This window comes from Nocardia abscessus (assembly GCF_015477775.1).
GTDB lineage: Bacteria > Actinomycetota > Actinomycetes > Mycobacteriales > Mycobacteriaceae > Nocardia > Nocardia abscessus_A.
The window spans coordinates 32,488-50,473 of sequence record NZ_JADLQO010000015.1 but is presented as its reverse complement, the minus strand read 5'-3'; the positions used below and the strand labels follow the sequence as shown (position 1 = coordinate 50,473).

Here is a 17,986-nt window from a genome sequence, read left to right as displayed (position 1 = left end):
CTGAGGCGCCGGTCCTACTGCAGCGCCAGCATGGTGCCGTTCAACTGGTCGAACGGCCCGTAGACGGTGAAGGTGACCCGGCCACCCGGCACCGAGGACGACACCTCGGCCGCCGCGTCCAGCGCCTGACCGAACGAGGCGGCGGACGGGTGCGGCAGCCCGGCGATGGCCAGGCCGACGTTGTTCTGGTGCACGAATACCGTGTCGGCGGGACTGAGGTCGACCTGAACCCCACCCGGCAGCGGGGTCACCGCGACCGCGCCGGCGGAACCCGCGCCCAGCACCGCGAAAATCGAAGCGGCGCCTGCGACCAATGCGCCGGCGACTATGGAGCGAACTACTCGCATATGTGTTGAGACCTGCTTTCCCGCGATAGAAGTATGAATGGCCCGGTGCTGCCCCGCACCGCGCCTTACCAACGGCGACTACTTTATGACGTCGATCACGATCAGGGCCAGTTCCGCACGAATCGGACAGACCGGAATCTTGCCTGACGGCATGAGCGCGCCCACGCTGCTAACGTGGCCCGCCGTGACGGGCGTCGCGTTCGCCCTCGCCTCAGGAAAATGTCCCGTACGTCGACAATTGGGAGTTCCACACCTATGTCATCGATTTTGTTCGACTACCTGCTGCCTCTGCTCGGCCCCGAGCAGGCCGCGTACTGGGCTCAGGTTTTCGTGATCAACCCGGTCTGACCGCGCGATTGTTCTCCCACTACTCGTCGCCTCCCGTTCACCTGACGGGAGGCGACGGTGGTTGTCGGCCGCTAGCATCCCGCTGCGTGACCAGAACTACCGCCGCGCTCGCGGCCAGCGCCACCCTCTTCGCCCTGCTCCTCACCGGTTGCGGGGACGACAAGACCAGCGATGCCACCTCCCCCGCCACCACGACGGCGGCGCAGGCCACCGCCCAGGTCGACAGTGTCAAGGCGGGCGCGTTCGTCGTCAGCTTCCGCGGCGCGTTCCCCAAGCTGGCCGACGGAAAGGACGACGCGAAGATCGCGAGCATCCTGTCCGAGACGTGCGGCGACATCAAAGCGGGCAAAGCCGAGGACGAGGTCGTCGAGAACATCACCAAGCGCGCAGGCGGCGCCACCCAACCCAGCCCCGAGGAAGCCAAAGCGATCTACCAAATGGCCAAACTCATGTGCTGACCTCCCGCTCCTGCCAGGCGTGCTTCGCACACCCGCCGATTCCTCGCAGACGTGAGGAATCGAGCCGGTGTGCGAAGCAGGCCGTAGCGGGCGGACGAGTTGGTCTGTAAGCCGGATCCTGTCCCCGGCCGTGTGGCCGGGGGGCGACCATCCATCTGGGCACTCCGTTGCCGGGTGCCTCGAGCGGTCCACCCGCAGGCTCGGGCGAGCAGCCCTCGAACGCCTGCGCAGCCGCACCGCGAACGGTGCGACCTTCGACCTTGCTCCGGGCGGGGTTTACCTAGCCGCCCCGGTCACCCGGGGCGCTGGTGCGCTCTTACCGCACCGTTTCACCCTCACCGCACGGCCCGCGAAGGCCGTGGGCGGTCTGTTTTCTGTGGCACTTTCCCGCGGGTCACCCCGGGTTGCCGTTAGCAACCGCCCTGCTCTGTGGAGTCCGGACTTTCCTCGGCGCCGGGCGGCGGCACGACCGTGCCCGTTCCCAGCGCCGCGGCCGCCCGACCAACTCGTCCGCCACAACAGGATACTGGGTACGGTTGGTGGCCATGGAACGTGTCGAGGTCGGCTTCCCTTCCGGAAGCGAACAGTGCGCGGCGTGGCTATATCGCCCGGACGGCGCACCCAAACCCCGCCCACTAGTGGTGATGGGACACGGCCTGGGGGCCAATCGGGAAATGGGACTGGATCGGTACGCGCGGCGTTTCGCTGCGGCGGGGATTGCGGTCCTGGTATTCGACTATCGGCATTTCGGCGCCAGCCAGGGCACACCGCGCCAGTTGCTGAGCATCGCGCGGCAGCGCGAGGACTGGCATGCCGCCATCGCGTTCGCGCGCACGCTGCGCGGCATCGACGCGACCCGGATCGCGTTGTGGGGCACGTCGTTCGGCGGCGGGCACGTGCTGTCGGTGGCGCCGGACGACGCCTACATCGCGGCCGTGGTCGCGCAGGTGCCGTTCACCAGCGGCCTGTCCTCGGCGTTGGCCAAGGGACCGATCAGCTTGATCAAGGTCTCCACCATCGCGGCCACCGACCTGCTGCTCGGGCCGATCCGGCGCAAGCCGGTCGGCATCCGGCTCGCCGGACGCAAGCGCTCCGCGGCGCTGATGAGCGCGCCCGACGTGCCGGAAGGCTTCCGCAGGCTCACCGACGAGAGCGAGACCTACGAGCCGAAAGTGGCCGCGCGCGTAGCATTCTCCGCACTCTTCGACGCGCCGGGGCGACGCGCGAAGGCGCTCAAGATGCCGGTGCTGTACGCGCTGTGCGACGACGACTCCGTGGCGCCGGTGAAATCGGCGCTGCGTGCCGCAGAACGCACCAAACACGCGGTGGTGAAACGTTATCCGGCCGGGCATTTCGACATCTATTTCGATGAGGTCTTCGAGAAGACCGTCTACGACCAGACGGAATTCCTGGTATCGGTACTGCGGCCCTAGGTGATCCCCGCCATGAATTCCGCCACCGCCGCGGTCGCCGAGATCGTGAATCGAATCGAACCGCTCGACGAGGTGGAGCAACGGCACATCGACACGACACGAGCCTGGCTCGCGTCGACCGACGACATCTTTCGTCGGGTCAAACCGGCCACACCACCGCGGCACCTCGTTTCCTATGTCGTGCTGGTCGATCCGCAGGCGCGGGCGGTGCTGCTGGGCAAGCATCGCCTCGCCGGGCTGTGGCTGCCGACCGGAGGGCATGTCGATCCCGGCGAGCATCCGCTCGAGACCGCGCGGCGCGAAGCGGCCGAGGAGATCGGCATCGAGGCACGGTTCGACGTGGTCGGACCGGTTCCGCTGTTCCTCACCGTCACCACCACCGTCGGCTCGGGCGCCGGGCACGAAGACGTCAGCCTCTGGTACGTCATCCGCGGTGACCGCACCGGTGGCCACACCCTCGATCCACGAGAGTTCCACGGTGAGCGCTGGTGGGACGTCGACGAATTCGCCCTGCCCGACGCCGACCCCCACTTCGGACGGTTCCTCACCAAACTCGGCACCGCTCTGCGCCGCACCGCCGACTGAGGCCGCCTCGAGTCGACGGCGTGCGCCGATGCTGTCACCATGGCGCGAATGATTGTCAGGCTTGCGCGAGAGGACGACCTCGCCGGATTCGTCGAACTGGCGGGGCAGGTCGAGCACTGGTTCGGTGCGGCGGCAGACGACGCCGACTTCCGTGCCGCGGTGCTGCGGCACGTCCAGCGGGGTACGGCACTCGTCGCCCGGTCCGCGGGTGCGGAGGTGCTCGGCGGCATCATGTTCGGCGCGAAGCCGCCGGTCTATCGGGTGCACTGGCTGGTGGTCGCGGAGCAGGCGCGCGGGCACGGCATCGGCCGGGCGTTGACCACGGATGCGATCCGCCGCTACGTGCTCCGCCCGGGAACGCTCGAGGCGGTCACCTTCGGGCCCGATCATCCCGGCGCGGTGCCGAGCGGTGCGCGGGCGTTCTACCAGAAAATGGGCTTCCACCCCGCCGAGGACGCGGCTGCCGGGCCGGACGGCGGTTCCCGGCAGGTCTATCGACGTCGCGTGTGACGCGGATCAGCGCCCGCGGAACGCGCGCCAGAAGATGAAGGCGAGGACCGAGGCGGGTATCGCGGCGAGGACAGGCTTGTCTCGAAGCGTTTCCAAGAGCGTGCGACCCGGGCGGCTCACCGGCCCGGGAAGTCCCGCCGCACCCCGTTCGGCCGCGGTGGCGGTGTCCGCCTGCACCTGCTCGGCGCGCTCGGTGGCGCGTCGAACGGACTCCGCGATCGGTGTGTCGTGCCAGCTGTCGTCCACGGCCGACGAGCGCGCGGATGCCCATTCCGCATTCTCTGCCGCGCCCGGGGTGTGGCCCGGCTTCGCGGCCGGGACCTCAGGAATCTGGGCCGAGGTCACCGTCTCCGGCTCCCCACCCGCGGCACGACCCGGCTTCGGAATCTGTGCCGCATCCCCTGCGCTGGGCTCAGTTTCCCGTCCTCCGGCATCGGCACTGCTCGCCGTGGCAGGAGCATCCGTTCCCCGTGCCGCGCGGGGCTCGGTGTCCCCGCTCGATCCGGCGGACGCGCCGTTGGACGGCTGCACCGCGTCGGGCGACGTGCTGGAGACCTCCGGAGTGCCCGGTGCGTCGTCGGTCCCCTTGTCCGCGGGTTTGCGATCGTTCATCGCTGTCTCCTGTCCTCGGCGTCGCGGTGCGGGACGGATGTCTCGGCTGCCGTCGAGGCCCGGATACCCTGGGGATGGTCGGGCAAACCGGGCCCGAGCGGCCGCCACTCCATCTCGAATTCCGTTCGCGGGTCGCCCGGAGCGACGGGCCCACTCACCCCGGTCCGCACGAAGCCGTGGCGCAGGTACAGCCGCTCGGCAAAGGAATTGTGCTCGGCGAACTCCAGGCGGACCGCCTGGTGCCCGCCCGCCACCGCCCAATCCAGCACCGCGCGAACCAGACGGTCCGACACACCGGTTCCCCGCGCCCGTGGCGCCACCCACATCGAAATCAGGTGCACGCCGCCGCGTTCCGGGTCGAGCATGCCCGCGACGGTCCCCACCTCGGTACCGCGCGACTCGGCCAGGAACTGCGCCCGATCCGTCAACGCGTGCCGCCACTCGCGCTCGGTGCGGGCCTGCGCCTCGGTCAGCGTGGCGCCGAAGAACTGCGGCGCGTCGGTCAGCGCCGCGAGCCGGACGCGCCGGAACACCGCCCAATCGTCGGGGACGAGCAATCTGATCTCGGATGCGGAGACGCCCATCCGGATTTCTCTACGTGATCGGCGGCGGCGTGCGCAACGAATTTCCGGCGCGCGGCCGAGACGGCAGGCGCTGTCGACTCACCCCGTGGCCGGGACGGGGACGGCACTCGTCGCTGCCAGGGCGCAGCACGATGAATTCGCCGATGACCGAGAAGAAATCGGCGTCGGCGGTGAAGGTCGCGGCGAATGCGGGCCCGCCACCGGCCGCCCACGCCGCCCTCTGCGCGTCGAGCAGCCGGACGAGATCGGCTTCGTCGGCGCCAGGTGATCGGTCATCGACATGCACGGTCATCCGCGATCACCCGAGCCTGCGCAGCCCGGCGAATTCCAGCCCGGCGAAGCTCGCGACCGCGGCCGCGCCGACCAGCAGGAACGCCACGCCGAGACCGGTCAGCGCGAGCGCATCCGAGCCGGCCAGACCGAGCATCCCCGCGGCCGACAGCGCGTTGACGGCCACGACCGCCCGAGCCCGACGCGCGGAGATCGCCGGGCGCCTGGCGATCGACAGCAACGCGAGCGCGCCGCCCACCATGACGACGCCGAACACGATGCTCCAGCCGATCGGCAGTCCGAGCGGGTCACGCAGCGATCCGGCTCCGGCGAGCAGCACACCGCCGAAGACTCCGGTGCTCCAGCCGTCCACGCGCAGCGCGGCACGCAGCAACGCGGCGCTGCTGCCGCGGTCGGCCAGGGTCGTGGTGCTCATTCGTACTCCTGTCGGTCGATCCGGCGGGGCCGATCGGCTCCCGGCACCAACCCTGCTGCCCGAAGGTGGGTGTCTCAATAACCTCGGAGGTCATGGCCGCACCGCGCGACCGGGTGCTTAGCTGGTCGAGTGACATCAGTGCAGACCCCATCGAGAGCGGGCGTCCTGCTGCGCGAATGGCGGCAACGGCGCAGGCTGAGCCAGCTGGACCTGGCACTGGCGGCCGACACCTCCGCACGGCACCTGTCGTACGTCGAGACCGGCCGGGCCGCCCCCAGCCGCGCGATGGTGCTGCGGCTGTGCGACACGCTGGATGTGCCACTGCGCGAACGCAACACCCTGCTGGTGGCGGCCGGTTTCGCGCCCGCCTACCGGGAGAGCGGTCTCGACGACGCCCATCTCGCCTCGGTCCGCGCTGCGCTGGACACCATGCTGACCGCGCACGAACCGTACCCGGCGGTGGTCATCGATCGACTGTGGAACGTGGTGGCGGGCAACGCGGCGATGAGTGTGCTGATGGACGGCGTGCCCGAGCACGTGCGGACGCCGCGGCCCAACGTGTACCGGCTGGTGCTGCACCCGGAGGGACTCTCGGCCCGCCTGGCCAACCTCGCCCAGGTGCGCGAACTGTTCCTGGAGCGGCTGGGCAGGCAGGTCAGCGCGAGCGGCGACGCGGAGCTGGCCGCGCTGTACGACGAGGTGTCCCGCTACCCCGACCCACCGGAGACGGCCGGCGCGGAGGCGGAGGACGGAGCGCCGCCGAGCCCGTTCGAGGTGCCGATCCGGATCCGCACCCCGGCGGGCGAACTGTCGATGTTCAGCACGATGGCCACCTTCGGCGCTCCGGCCGACGTCACCCTGTCGGAGCTGGCCATCGAATTGTTCTACCCCTTGGACGAGTTCACCGCGGCCGTGCTGCGCGCAGCGGCGGCCGCGGTGAAGGCGTGAGCGGAGCTCAGGCGTCCAGCATGGATTCGTCCCATTCCCGGTCCAGATCGGGATCGGCGGCCGAGAGCACCTCGTCCAGCCGCAGCCCCAGCTCGCCGATGTTCGGCTCGGTCATCATGTTCAGGTGATCCCCCGGCACGTCGATCACAGTGAACCGGCGCGCCGCGTACTTTTTCCAGCCGTTGTCGGCGCTGTCGAACATGCTGCCGACGGTCTTGTGCGCCAGGTCGACGCCCGGCGGCAGGCCCTCGGTGGCGCGCATCAGGGTGATGTCACGGTCGTACGGCTCGAGCTTGTAGTCCAGCATCGCGGAGTAGTTGGCGAAGAACACCTCGTAGAGCCGCCGGATCGCCTGCGGCGAGCTGTCGGCGGGCAGGATGCCCGACCGCACCGACTCCTCCAGCATCGCCGCGAACAACTCCTCGGAGTTGTGCACGTCGGGCTCGAAATCGACCAGGGCGGTCTGGCTTCCTCGCGCGTACCAGAGCAGTTCGAGGAAGAACCACCGGATGAGTTTCTCCTCCGGGATCGGCGTTCGCGTTCGTGCGCGCAGCGCCATCGTGTCCAGCAGCGTCACGCTGGACACCTCGTGCTCGGGGAGCTGGCGGGCCATCTCCAAAGCGACGTACCCGCCGAACGACCAGCCCGCCAGGTGGTACGGACCGTCCGGATGCACCCGTCGCACCGCCTCCAGGTACGACTCGGTCATCGCCGCGATGGACTTCTCCGGCGCGCTGCCCGGATCCGCCCCGGCCGCCTGCAACCCGTACACCGGACGGTCCGGGTCCAGGTACCGCGCGAGAGCCAGGTAGCACAGCACGTTGCCGCCGATCGGATGCACCAGGAACAGCGGTGGCTTGCTGCCGCCGACGCTGATCGGCACCAGCGGGTCGAATGTGCGCTGGACGTCGCCCGACCGCACCAGCGCGGCGAGCCCGGCGGCGGTGGGCGCGCCGATGAACGCGTCCAGCGGCACCTCGACTCCCCAGCGGCGCGACAGCGCCATCACCACGCGCATCGCCCCGATCGAGGTGCCGCCCGCCGCGAAGAAGTCGTCGTCCACGCCGATCGCGCGCAGCCCCGCGTACTCCGCCAGCAACCCGACCGCCGACCGTTCGTACTCATCGGCCGGTTCGCGCCGCGCCGCCACCGAGTCGGTGGCGTCGTCCCCGTAGCCGCGCAGCGTGGCGTCGTCGCGTTTGCCGCTGGGCGTGCGGGGCAGTTCGTCGAGCCAGACGAACCGTGTGGGCACCATGTGCGCGGGCAGCATCGAGCGCAGGTCGTGCCGCAGCGCGGCGAGGTCGGTCTGTTCGGCCGCGCCGACCAGGAACGCGATCAGCGAGCCGTCGATACCGCCGAAACCGCGGGCCACCACGGCGGCCTCGGTGATGCCGGGGAACTTCTCGACCAGACCGAGAATGCACAGCTCTACCTCCGCGGGCTCCACCCGGAACCCGCGGATCTTGACCTGGCTGTCGCTGCGGCCCAGGCAGACGATGTCGCCGGAGAATAGTCGGACACCGAGATCACCGGTGCGGTAGCGGATTCCGCCCGCGTGCGTGGCGACGAACCGCTGCGCGGTGAGCGCGGGCCTGCCCTCGTAGCCGCGGGCGATGCTGCGCCCGCCGAGATAGAGCTCGCCGATCACACCGTTCGGCACCGGACGCAGCGCGCTGTCGAGCAGTTCCACGGTGTCGCCGTCGACGGCGCGGCCGATGGGCGGCAGGGCGGGGAATTCGTCGGCAGGCCCGGTCAGCGTGAACTTCGTCGCGACGTGGGATTCGGTGGGGCCGTACTGGTTCTCCAGCACCAGGCCGGGAACCACCTTGCACAGCGCGCGGATCTCGTCGGTGATGCGCAGCTGTTCGCCGGAGGAGATCAGCACCTTCAGCTCGGTCGGGAACATTCGCCGCCCCACCGCGGCCTCGGCGAACGCCTGCAGGGCCACGTACGGCAGGAACAGCCGCTCGATGCCCTCCTCCACCACCGTGTTCAGCAATTGCTCGACATTCGATCGCAGGTCGGCCGAACTCACCCGCAGCGTGGACCCGGCCGCGAGGGTGGTGAAGATCTCCTGGAACGACACGTCGAAACTCAACGGCGCCAACTGCAGTGTGCTGAGCAGCCCGGTGCCGGTGGCCGCGCGATTCTGCCAGTCCACCAGGGAGGTCAGGCCGCGGTGCGGCATCGCGACTCCCTTGGGCTCGCCGGTCGACCCGGAAGTGAACAGCACGTAGGCCACCGCGTCGGGCGAGACGTGGTCGGGCAGGAGCACGTCCGCGTCGGGCGCGGAGTCGTCGAAGAGCGCAGAGTCATCGAAAAGCGCAGAGTCATCGAAGAGCGCGGCGGTGTCCAGGACCAAGGCGGCGTCGTCCACGATGTCGCGATAGGCGGCGTCGGCGATCACCCGGTGCGGGCGGGCGCGGTCGATCATGAGATTCAGCCGGGCGCGCGGGTAGCTGACATCCAGCGGAACGCACGCGGCCCCGATCCTGGTCAGTGCGAGCACCAGCAGCACCAGTTGCGGACGGCGCCCCATCAGGATGCCGACCCGGTCGCCGGGCGACACCCCGAGTCCGACCAGGCGGCGCGCCAGCCGATCGGAGCGTTCGATCATCTCGTCGTAGGTGACCGATTCGTCGTCACCGGCCAGGGCGACGCGGGCGGGGTTGAGCGCGGCGGCCTCGGCCACCAGCGTGCCCACGTCGCGGGCGGTGGCCGGGCCGACGCCGCGGTCGATCACCGCGTCTGGGTCGGCGACGATGCCCGCCAGCATGCGCAACTGTGTGAGCGCCACCGTTTCGCACTGTTCGGCGGTCAGCGTGTGGTCTCCGTTGACCCGCAACCACATCCGGCCGTCGCGCGGGTCGGTCGCCGCGGTCACCAGCAGCTGGAAGTTGGTCTCCTCGCGGACGTCGAAGTCCAGCAGGCGCACGCCGTCCAGCACGAGCATGGGCTGGAAGACGTGATAGTTGACGAAATTGAACGCCGTCTCGAAGACCGGCCCGCCGTCGGCGAGGATCGACCGCAGCGGGTAGCGGCGGAACGGATAGGCCTCGCGTTCCCGGCGCGCGATCTGCTCCACCGCCGCGCGCCAGGTGGTCGCGGCGCTGTCCAACCGGATCGGCAGCGTGTTGAGGAACAGCCCCGCCACCCGCTCGGCGCCCGCACGGTCCGGGCGGCCGTGGCTCACCACGCCGGTGGTGACGTCCGTGCGCCCGGTGAGCGCCCGCAACGCCAAGCAGTGCGCGGCCAGGTAGACCGATTTCTCCGGAACCTGGTGACGCGCGGCGAACGCCGAGACCCGCTCGGCCAGCCTGCGCGGCACCAGCGCCCGCGCTTGCGGCACGCCGGCGACCACCGGCTGGTGCACGCCGAGCGCGGTGAGCGCGGTGGGTTCGGCTCCGGCGAGGGCGGTCAGCCAGTACTCGCGGGCCGCGGTGTCGTGCGCGGCGCCCTGCTCGGCCTGCGCGTACTCGGCGAGCACGGTCGCCGGGTGCGGCGTGGCCTCGATCCGGGTCCTGGTCATGCCGATGTGGTTCAGGTAGTCCAGCAGCAGTTCCAGCACCGACGTGGCGACGCTCCAGCCGTCCAGGATGGCGTGGTGGAAGCTCAGCACCAGGTCCACCGTGCCGACCGGGTCCTGCGGACCGGGGCGGACGAACACCCGGATGGCGAACAGCGCGGCGACCGAGATGTCGTACTGGGCGTGCGTGCGTTCCTGGAGATAGATCTCGATCAGGTCTTCGCCGGTCGCCTCGTCCATATCGCCGAGGTCCACGATCTCCAGCTCGTAGGGCGGCGCGACGTGCACGACCTGCAGCGGGACCGAATGCCTGCTCAGTTCGAACGAGGAACGCAGCGCGGGCTGGCGCCGCACCAGCCGGTCCACGGCTTCCCGAAATCGCTCTCCGTCCCACGGGATTTCGAGCCGGTAGCGGAACGCGTCCTTGTAGGTGACCGAGTCGGCGCGCTCGATGCTGTGATACAGCATGCCCAGTTGCAGGGCCGTGGCCGGGAACGCGTCCTCGACCTGGTGCAGTGCCGCGCGGTCGATCAGCGGCACCGTCTCCAGGGGCGTCCCGATGTGCCCGCGGTCACCGTGCCGGTCGTCGCGCACCACACGGGCCAGCTCGGCGATGGTCGGCGCCTGGTAGAAGGCGTCCACGTCGAAGTAGAGCCCGGCGCGTTCGGCGGCGGTGCGCACGGCCAGCGCGAGGATGGAATCGCCGCCGTGGGTGAAGAAGTTGTCGTGCACGCCGATCGACTCGACGCCCAGCACCGTGCGCCAGACCCGCGCGAGCCCGGCTTCCACCTCGGTGCGCGGATCGCCGCCGCCGGTGAACGGCTCGCCGCCGTGGCCGAGGACGAGTTGCGCGGCGAGCGCGCGACGATCCAGTTTCCCGTTGCGGGTCAACGGGATCCGGTCCACCCGGATCAGCCGGGACGGCACCATGTAGCGGGGCAGCGTCGCCGCGAGCTGCTCGGCGATCTCCTCGCCGGAGACGTCGGCTCCGACGAAGTAGCCGACCAGTTGGACGCCGTGCGCCTCCGAGACCTCGTCCACCACGGCCGCCGCGCGCACCCCGGTGCAGCCGAGCATGGCGTTGTGCACCTCGCCGAGCGTGATCCGGTTACCGCGGATCTTCACCTGGTCGTCGAACCGGCCCAGGTATTCGAGGTTGCCGTCCGGCAGCCACCGCGCCAGGTCGCCGGTGCGGTACCGGCGGCGTCCGGGCACCGCGCGATCGTCGACGAACGCCGCGGCGGTCAGCTCGGGCCTGCCGCGGTAGCCGCGAGCCACGCCCACGCCCGCGATGTTCAGCTCCCCCGGCACGCCGACCGGCACACGGCGGCCGGTGTCGTCGAGCACGAGCAGATCTATGTTGTCGATGGGGCGGCCGATCGGCACCACGTCGAGCGGGTCGTCGGCCGGGCAGTCGAAATAGGATACGTCCACGGTGGCTTCGGTGGGGCCGTAGAGATTCACCAGCTGCGGCGCTGTGGCACCGGCCGCGGCGAAGACCGCGTGGAACCGGCGCACCAGCGCCGGCGGTAACGCCTCACCGCTGCAGAACACCCGCCGCACGCTGCCGATCCGCGCGATCGTCGCGGGATCGGCCGCCAGCTCGTCGACGAACGCGACCAGCATGGACGGCACGAAGTGCAGCACGGTCACGGCGTGCGCGGCGATCGCCTCGGCGATGCGGCGCGGATCGCGCTCCCCGCCCGGTTCCAGCAGCGCCAGCCGGGCGCCGGTGATCGCCCACCAGAACAGTTCCCACACCGACACGTCGAAGGTGACCGGGGTCTTCTGCAGGATCACGTCCGTGGCGTGCAGGGGGTAGCGCCGCTGCATCCAGGTCAGGCGGTTCACCACCGACCGGTGCTCGATCATCACGCCCTTGGGCACGCCCGTGGAGCCCGAGGTGTAGATGAGATAGCTGAGATCCGCCGGGTGCGAGACGTTTTCGACGCCGCGCGCCGGGCCGATGTCGGCCACCGTGATCCGGGTGACGCCGAGTTTGTCGAAGACCGCTCGATGCCGCGGCCCCGCCGCGACGAAGCGCGCCCCGCAATCGGCGAGCACGGTTTCGATGCGGGCGGCCGGGAAGTCCGGGTCCAACGGCACGTACGCACAGCCCGCGCGCAGCACGCCGAAGATCGCGACGAGCATCTCCGTCGAGCGGGTCAGCACCACCGGAACGCATTCGTTGCCGGTCGCGCCCAGCGCGCGCAGCTCGGCGGCGACTCCGTCGGCCAGCGCCGACAGTTCGCCGTAGCGCAGCGGCCGCTCCCCCGAGCCCGCGACCGGTTCGATCGCGACGCGATCCGGATGCCCGGCCGCCGCCTCGGCGAACAGCCGGTCGATCGTGGTGTACGGGAATTGTTCGCGCGGACCGGATTCGAACGCCGCGATGGCGGCCAACTCCCGAGCGGGCATCAGCGGCAGCGCCGAGATCGGCGCTCCGGGCCGGTCCAGCGCCGCCACCAGCAGGGCGCCGATGCCACGCACCACCGACTCGAACGGGAAGTTCGCGTCGAAGACGTCTCGGTCGTAATAGAGCTGGAGGTTCAGCGAGCCGTCGCGGGCATGCTCGACGCCGAGGATGTTCAGCGCCTCGAGCACCGTGCCCGGATTGACGATGTCGAGGGTGCCGAGGATCTTGTCCAGGTGATCCGACGGCGGCATCTTGATGTAGGAGTACGCCACGTCGAACAGCGGCGGCGCCGTCGGATCACTGCTGAGCGCACGGGCCAGGTCACCGTACGGAAAACGCTCGTAGCGCTTGAGTTCCCGGATCTGCGCGGCCACCTCGGTGGCGACCGCCGACAGCGGCTCGGCCGGGTCGACCCGGATGCGCAGCGGCACCACGTTCGTCCGGTGCCCGGAGGTGCGGAAGGTTTCCGCGCTGTGCCGGTTGAGCATCGGGACCCCGATCACCACCTCCTCGGAGCGGTGGATGGTGGTCAGGTAGGCGGCCAGCGCCGAGACGGTGAACGCGAAGACGGAGAAGCCGGTGGCCCGGATCCGGTCGAGGAACGCGGGTTCCACGACCACCCGTCTGCGTCCCCGGTTCACGTTCGGCGTGCTCGCACGGCCGGAGAACAGCGCGGGGACCACGCCTTCGAAACGACGCACCAGCGCGTCCCGGTCCGCCACCCACTGCGGCGAGGACAGGTATTCCTCGTGCTCGGCGGCGATCTTGCGGTAGGTGGCCGCGCCGCGGTCGGTCTGCTCGGTCGCCGGGTCCGGTTCGGCGAGCAGTTCCAGCGACAGGTCCGTGCGGCTGTAGTTGTCCACCAGCGCGCTCCACAGCGCGTTCACGCCCCAGCCGTCGATCATCGCGTGGTGCATCGCCACGTAGAGATGGAAGTGGTCGGGGCCGTCGACCAGCGCGGCGATCCGGAACGGCTGCCGCGGCGGGGACGGCGTCACGTTGGCTCGGTGCACCCAGTCCCGGCGCGCCGCGGCGGAGTCGGACGCCCAGCTGAGATCGACCAGTTCGACCTCCGGTAGCTCGTCGGACACCCACTGCCAGAAACGGCCGTCGGAGAATTCGAACCGCAGCCGCAGTGCGTCGTCGCCGAGCAGAGCCCTGCGCACCACGGCCCGCAACCTGGCCATATCGAAAGGCTCGTCCAGAAACGCGCAGTAGGCGTTTCTGGTGACCGGCGCCGGGGCATACCGGTAGGCAACCGACAACACGTCTCGCTGGTACGCGCTGACCGGCCAGGCCTCGGGAGGTCTCTCGGAAGTAGCACTCGGTTCGGATGTCACAGTCACTCCTATCGCGACAGTCGCGGCACCGGCCGTGCGCGGATCTACCCAAGCCCACCCTGATCGCTGACACGCAAAGCTGCTACCACACTTATCCAGTTATCGATATCGCGAATCACGGCATCGGCTGTGCCGATGCCGCGACTCTGCTGTTGTATCGCGGTGTATGCGGGCCGGTCAGCAAGCCGACAGCAGCGCGCGCACGCTTTCGTCGGCGAGACGATCCGCTCGGTCGCGCGAGACCGCGGGCTCGACGTAGCCGATGTTGAAGGACAGCTCGTTGTGCGTCGCGTTGGCAGTGGCCATGATGAAGCCGCTGACGGACATGCCGGAGACGAACTGCGCCCCCTCCAGCTGCCAGGAGCCGACCTTGTCCGGGAAGGGATAGCTGCCCAGGTAGGTCATACAGAGATGACCCGGGCCGCGGGTGTCCATGAGTTTCACCGTGGACGCGCTGGCGGCCACCGACTTCGGTGCGGCCACCTTGAGCAGGTTCAGCGCGGACAGGTGATCGCGTCGATCCATCCGCGCGCCGTACTCGCGCTCGATCTCGGCGGCGATCTCCCACAGCGAGGCCCACGGCGCGTACTTCGCCGGAGTGGCGATCATGCCCTGGTACGTGCCGACCTCGGTGTCGGCGGCGGCGCCGTCGAGATGGTCGCGGAAGTTGACCGAGCTGCCGACGGTGAACCAGGCGGCCTTCTCGGTGCCCGCTTCCCTGGCCGCCGCGATCAGCAGCGCCGCGGACAGCGCCGCCTGCAGGCCGACGCCGTGGCGGGCGCAGCCTGCCTTGAGCGCGTCGAGCCGGTCGGCGTCGAGGCTGCGGTGCACGACCCGGCTGCGCCGCTGCGCGGGAGGCGCCAGCGAGGTCGGCTCGAGCCTGCGCGGCTTGCGCAGCTGCGACTTCTGGTCGCGCAGGAACGAACCCGCGGTGCGCAGCGCACCTCCTGCTCCCTGGAAACGCGGCGGGAACAGCTCCTCCGGCCCCGGCCGTACCGGCGCGGGCGAGAAGTCGGCCGCTTCCCCGGCGGCCGCCTGGAGCACCTGTTTGGCCACCGACAGCGCGCTCTCTCCGTCGGCGATGGCGTAGTGCAGCGTGACGATCAGCTCGTTCGTGCCGTCGGTCTCCTTGATCAGCACCGCCCTGGCCAGCGGGCCGGTGCGCCAGTCGAACGGCTCGCGCAGTTCCACCTCGTCGGCCTCGGCCAGCCAGTTCGTGCTGTCCTCGGATTCGATCACGCGCAGCGGAATCGGCGCATGCACCGGCACGAAACGCGGTGCGGTGCCGTCCGGCTCGGCGGCGACGGCGACCCGCAGGAGCGGATGTCGGCGCTGCACCTCGTCCAGGCCGGCACGGATCTGCTCGACCTCGACGTGGCCGCGGATCCGCACGCGCGACAGGATGTGCAGCGGCGCGAGCTGATCGGCGATCCAATGCCAGCGCTCGACCGGCGACAGCGGGCGCGGCAGCCGGGCGGTCGGCCCGTCCGGCGGCGGGAAGGACATCGGCTTGCCGAGCTCACGCAGGAAGAATTCGGTGGGCGCGTGCCGGAAGTAGGTGTCGCGCACCCGCACCAGCCGTGGGTCGGTGGTCTGCTCGATCTTGGCCAGCGAGGCCGACCCGTTGACGAACATGGCGGTGCGGTCGGCGCGCAGTTTCTCGTAACGGCGCAGGCCCGCAACCGGATCCAGGGAGTTGCGCAGCACGCTCGCCAGCACCACCGCGTCCTCGATGGCCGCGTTGGCGCCCTGGCCGAGGCTGGGCAGCATCGGGTGCGCCGCGTCGCCGAGCAGCGTCACCCGGCCGCGGCCCCACTGCGCGAGCGGCGGACGGTCCTGCGCGGGCACGGCCAGGATCGCCGATTCGTCGGTCTGCTCGATGCAGGCGCGCACCTCCGGCGCCCAATCGGCATACAGGCGCAGCAGGTCCTCCTTGCCGCCCTGCCAGTTCGCGGCCTCGTCGGCGGGCAGCGTCTTGGTGCCCCACCAGTACACCCGGCCGTGGCCGATGTCGTGGATGCCGAAACGCATTCCGGTGCCCCAGAAGTGCGCCGACAGCCCGCGGGCGACATTGGGATGCTCGAACGGGATGCAGGCCAGCCAGCACACGAAATTGCCGGGGCGCGGCTCGGCGCGACCGTGCAGCTGGGCGCGCACCACGGAATGGATGCCGTCGGCGGCGACGAGCAGATCACCCTCGGCGATCCGGCCGTCGGCGAACTCGACGCGCACGTGTTCGCCCTCGTCGACGAAGCGGGTGGCTTGCGCGCCAACGTAAGTCGGCGTGTCGCCGATCGCGCGCAGCAGGACGTCATGGAGGTCGGTGCGGTGCAGCGCCACAGCGGGGGCGCCGAGCTGGGCATCGAGCCGGTGCACCGGAAGCACCCGGATCGGGCTGCCGTCGGGATTGCAGAAACGGAAGGTCTCGACCCGGCCGCCGCGTTCGAGCAGTTGCTCGTCGATGCCGAGGCCGAGGGTGCGCAGCGCGTTGATCCCGTTGGCCTGCACCGAGAGTCCGAATCCCTGGGCCCGCAGCTCCGGCCCCGCTTCGTATAGTTCGACGCCGAAACCCGCATGCCGCAGAGCGGCCGCAGTGGTGAGCCCTCCGATCCCCGCCCCGAGAACGACAACCTTGATCGGACTGCTCATCGAACCTGCACTCTCATCGAACCACTCGACGGCACAGGTGCTTCCTACGACGCGGCCTGCGGGCGTCGCTGCCCGTGAGCCATCGTCCCCTGAACAGCACTGACCGAGGACGCTGCGTCGACCCCGACCGGGCAAGCCGGTAGGACGCCTGTGCCTGACCGTCCGGAAGCCTACCGCTACTCGGCGCGCAAGGCAGAGTTGAAGTGAGATTCACCGCATCGCGCGAATGTGAAACGCAAATGTGTTGCAATAGGGCATAATTCGCGCTCCGCGCACCGCATACGCCCTCGATTCGGGCCTGGCGGCGTCCTCAGAGGTAGGACGTATCGTTCACCAGACGCACCGAAGACCCGCCGTCGGGATAGAACTCCGCTATCGATAGCGACGCCAGATCCAGGTGCAACCGATACAGCAGCGCAGGACCGACGTCGAGGGCCAGCCGCAGCAGCGTCTTGATCGGGGTCACATGACTGACCACCACCAGGTTGGCGCCGGGATACCGCTCGAGCAGGTCGCGACGAGCCGCGTCCACCCGCTGCGTGACCTCCTCGAAGCTCTCCCCACCGGGCGCGGCGACGGCGGGATCACCGATCCAGCGCGCGTGCAGCTCGGGGTCGCGCTGGGCGGCCTCCGCGAAGGTCAGTCCCTCCCACACGCCGAAGTCGGTCTCGATCAACCCGTCGTGGACCTCGACCGGAACCCCGAGCGCGGCGGCCGCCGCATCGGCGGTCTCCCTGGCTCGGCCGAGCGGAGAACTGACCACGGCCGTGATGCCGCCTTTGGCGGCAAGCATCTTCGCGGCACGGGCGGCCTGCTCCCGGCCCAGCGGGGTGAGCGGTGGGTTGCCGCGGCCGGAATAGCGGCGCTGTACCGACAACTCGGTCTGGCCGTGGCGAAGCAGCAGTAGCCGGGTGGGACGGCCGGTGGCGCCGGTCCAGCCCGGGCTGTACTCGGCGGGTTTCGACTGCACCGCGTTCGCGTCCCTGACTTCGTCGATCCAGCTCGGCCGGTCGTGCTCGGTCGCCTCGAGGGCCGGATCGGCGGCCTCGGTCGACCGCGCATCCGCGACGCTCGCACGGCCGTCACCGGTGCCGGTGCCCTCGTCCATGGCTTCGTTCGCCAAGCGGTCGGCGGCGGAGTTCTCCGCGCGGGGAATCCAGGTGTAGGTCACCCGCGCGAACCCGGCGGCGATCCTACGGGCACGGTCGGCGAGCGGGATCAGGGCCGCGTGCTTGATCTTCCAGCGACCGGACATCTGCTCGACGACCAGCTTGGAATCCATGCGCACCACGACCGACTCGGCGCCCAGTTCCGCCGCCGCTTCCAATCCGGCGATCATTCCGCGATATTCGGCGACGTTGTTGGTCGCGATGCCGAGGAACTCCCGCCGCTCGGCGAGCACCCGGACGTGGTCGGCGTCGTAGACCACCGCGCCGTATCCGGCCGGACCGGGATTGCCCCGCGAACCGCCGTCGGCTTCGACGATCACTTCGGAAAAGCTCATCGCCGAGCTTCCCCGGCACG

The 17,986-nt window shown here is 70.1% G+C and carries 13 protein-coding genes and 1 other RNA gene; 5 read left to right on the top strand and 9 right to left on the bottom strand.

Going from position 1 to position 17,986, the window contains the following annotated elements; all coding sequences use genetic code 11:
* Positions 1-14: 14 nt before the first annotated feature.
* Positions 15-347: a hypothetical protein gene (locus IU450_RS30215; protein ID WP_195153133.1), complete on the bottom strand. Its 333-nt coding sequence runs from the start codon at positions 345-347 to the stop codon at positions 15-17.
* A gap of 434 nt (positions 348-781) precedes the next feature.
* Here IU450_RS30215 and IU450_RS30210 point away from each other — a divergent pair, with 434 nt between their 5' ends.
* A complete protein-coding gene (locus IU450_RS30210) occupies positions 782-1,153 on the top strand; it encodes a hypothetical protein (RefSeq protein WP_195153132.1) in 372 nt (123 codons plus the stop codon).
* A gap of 91 nt (positions 1,154-1,244) precedes the next feature.
* Here the strand turns inward: IU450_RS30210 and rnpB are convergent.
* Positions 1,245-1,662: RNase P RNA component class A (gene rnpB / locus IU450_RS30205), an RNA gene on the bottom strand.
* A 36-nt stretch (positions 1,663-1,698) separates the two neighbouring features.
* On the opposite strand from rnpB, the gene IU450_RS30200 reads away from it, so the two are divergent.
* From IU450_RS30200 to IU450_RS30190, 3 genes are read left to right on the top strand one after another with little or no spacing between them, the layout of a single operon-like run.
* Positions 1,699-2,586, top strand: a complete 888-nt coding sequence (locus tag IU450_RS30200) for an alpha/beta hydrolase (RefSeq protein ID WP_195153131.1) — start codon at positions 1,699-1,701, stop codon at positions 2,584-2,586.
* A 12-nt stretch (positions 2,587-2,598) separates the two neighbouring features.
* Positions 2,599-3,171, top strand: a complete 573-nt coding sequence (locus tag IU450_RS30195; RefSeq protein WP_195153130.1) for an NUDIX hydrolase — start codon at positions 2,599-2,601, stop codon at positions 3,169-3,171.
* Between the two features lie 48 nt (positions 3,172-3,219).
* The gene (locus IU450_RS30190) at positions 3,220-3,681 is read left to right on the top strand and encodes a GNAT family N-acetyltransferase (protein WP_195153129.1); all 462 of its coding nucleotides are present in this window, start codon (positions 3,220-3,222) and stop codon (positions 3,679-3,681) included.
* 6 nt (positions 3,682-3,687) lie between these two features.
* On the opposite strand, the gene IU450_RS30185 is transcribed toward IU450_RS30190, so the two are convergent.
* The 4 genes from IU450_RS30185 to IU450_RS30170 are packed head-to-tail and all read right to left on the bottom strand — an operon-like array spanning position 3,688 to position 5,583.
* The gene (locus IU450_RS30185) at positions 3,688-4,293 is read right to left on the bottom strand and encodes a hypothetical protein (RefSeq protein ID WP_195153128.1); all 606 of its coding nucleotides are present in this window, start codon (positions 4,291-4,293) and stop codon (positions 3,688-3,690) included.
* Positions 4,290-4,877 carry a GNAT family N-acetyltransferase gene (locus IU450_RS30180; RefSeq protein WP_195153127.1) on the bottom strand — a complete coding sequence of 196 codons (588 nt, stop codon included), beginning with the start codon at positions 4,875-4,877 and terminating at the stop codon, positions 4,290-4,292. The genes IU450_RS30185 and IU450_RS30180 overlap by 4 nt, the downstream gene beginning before the upstream one ends.
* Positions 4,878-4,887: 10 nt before the next feature.
* On the bottom strand, positions 4,888-5,169 hold the full coding sequence (locus IU450_RS30175; RefSeq protein ID WP_195153281.1) for a hypothetical protein: 282 nt from the start codon (positions 5,167-5,169) through the stop codon (positions 4,888-4,890).
* Positions 5,170-5,175: 6 nt separating this feature from the next.
* A complete protein-coding gene (locus IU450_RS30170; protein WP_195153126.1) occupies positions 5,176-5,583 on the bottom strand; it encodes a hypothetical protein in 408 nt (135 codons plus the stop codon).
* A 129-nt stretch (positions 5,584-5,712) separates the two neighbouring features.
* Here IU450_RS30170 and IU450_RS30165 point away from each other — a divergent pair, with 129 nt between their 5' ends.
* Positions 5,713-6,531 (top strand): helix-turn-helix transcriptional regulator, encoded by an 819-nt coding sequence (locus IU450_RS30165; protein WP_324197881.1) that lies wholly within the window; start codon positions 5,713-5,715, stop codon positions 6,529-6,531.
* 7 nt (positions 6,532-6,538) lie between these two features.
* Here the strand turns inward: IU450_RS30165 and IU450_RS30160 are convergent, their stop codons facing one another.
* From IU450_RS30160 to IU450_RS30150, 3 genes are all read right to left on the bottom strand, one after another.
* Complete coding sequence (locus IU450_RS30160) at positions 6,539-13,741, bottom strand: non-ribosomal peptide synthetase (protein ID WP_324197880.1); 7,203 nt, start codon at positions 13,739-13,741, stop codon at positions 6,539-6,541.
* 249 nt (positions 13,742-13,990) lie between these two features.
* Complete coding sequence (locus tag IU450_RS30155) at positions 13,991-16,462, bottom strand: FAD-dependent monooxygenase (protein ID WP_195153124.1); 2,472 nt, start codon at positions 16,460-16,462, stop codon at positions 13,991-13,993.
* A 310-nt stretch (positions 16,463-16,772) separates the two neighbouring features.
* Positions 16,773-17,966 (bottom strand): bifunctional RNase H/acid phosphatase, encoded by a 1,194-nt coding sequence (locus tag IU450_RS30150; RefSeq protein WP_195153123.1) that lies wholly within the window; start codon positions 17,964-17,966, stop codon positions 16,773-16,775.
* Positions 17,967-17,986 lie beyond the last annotated feature (20 nt).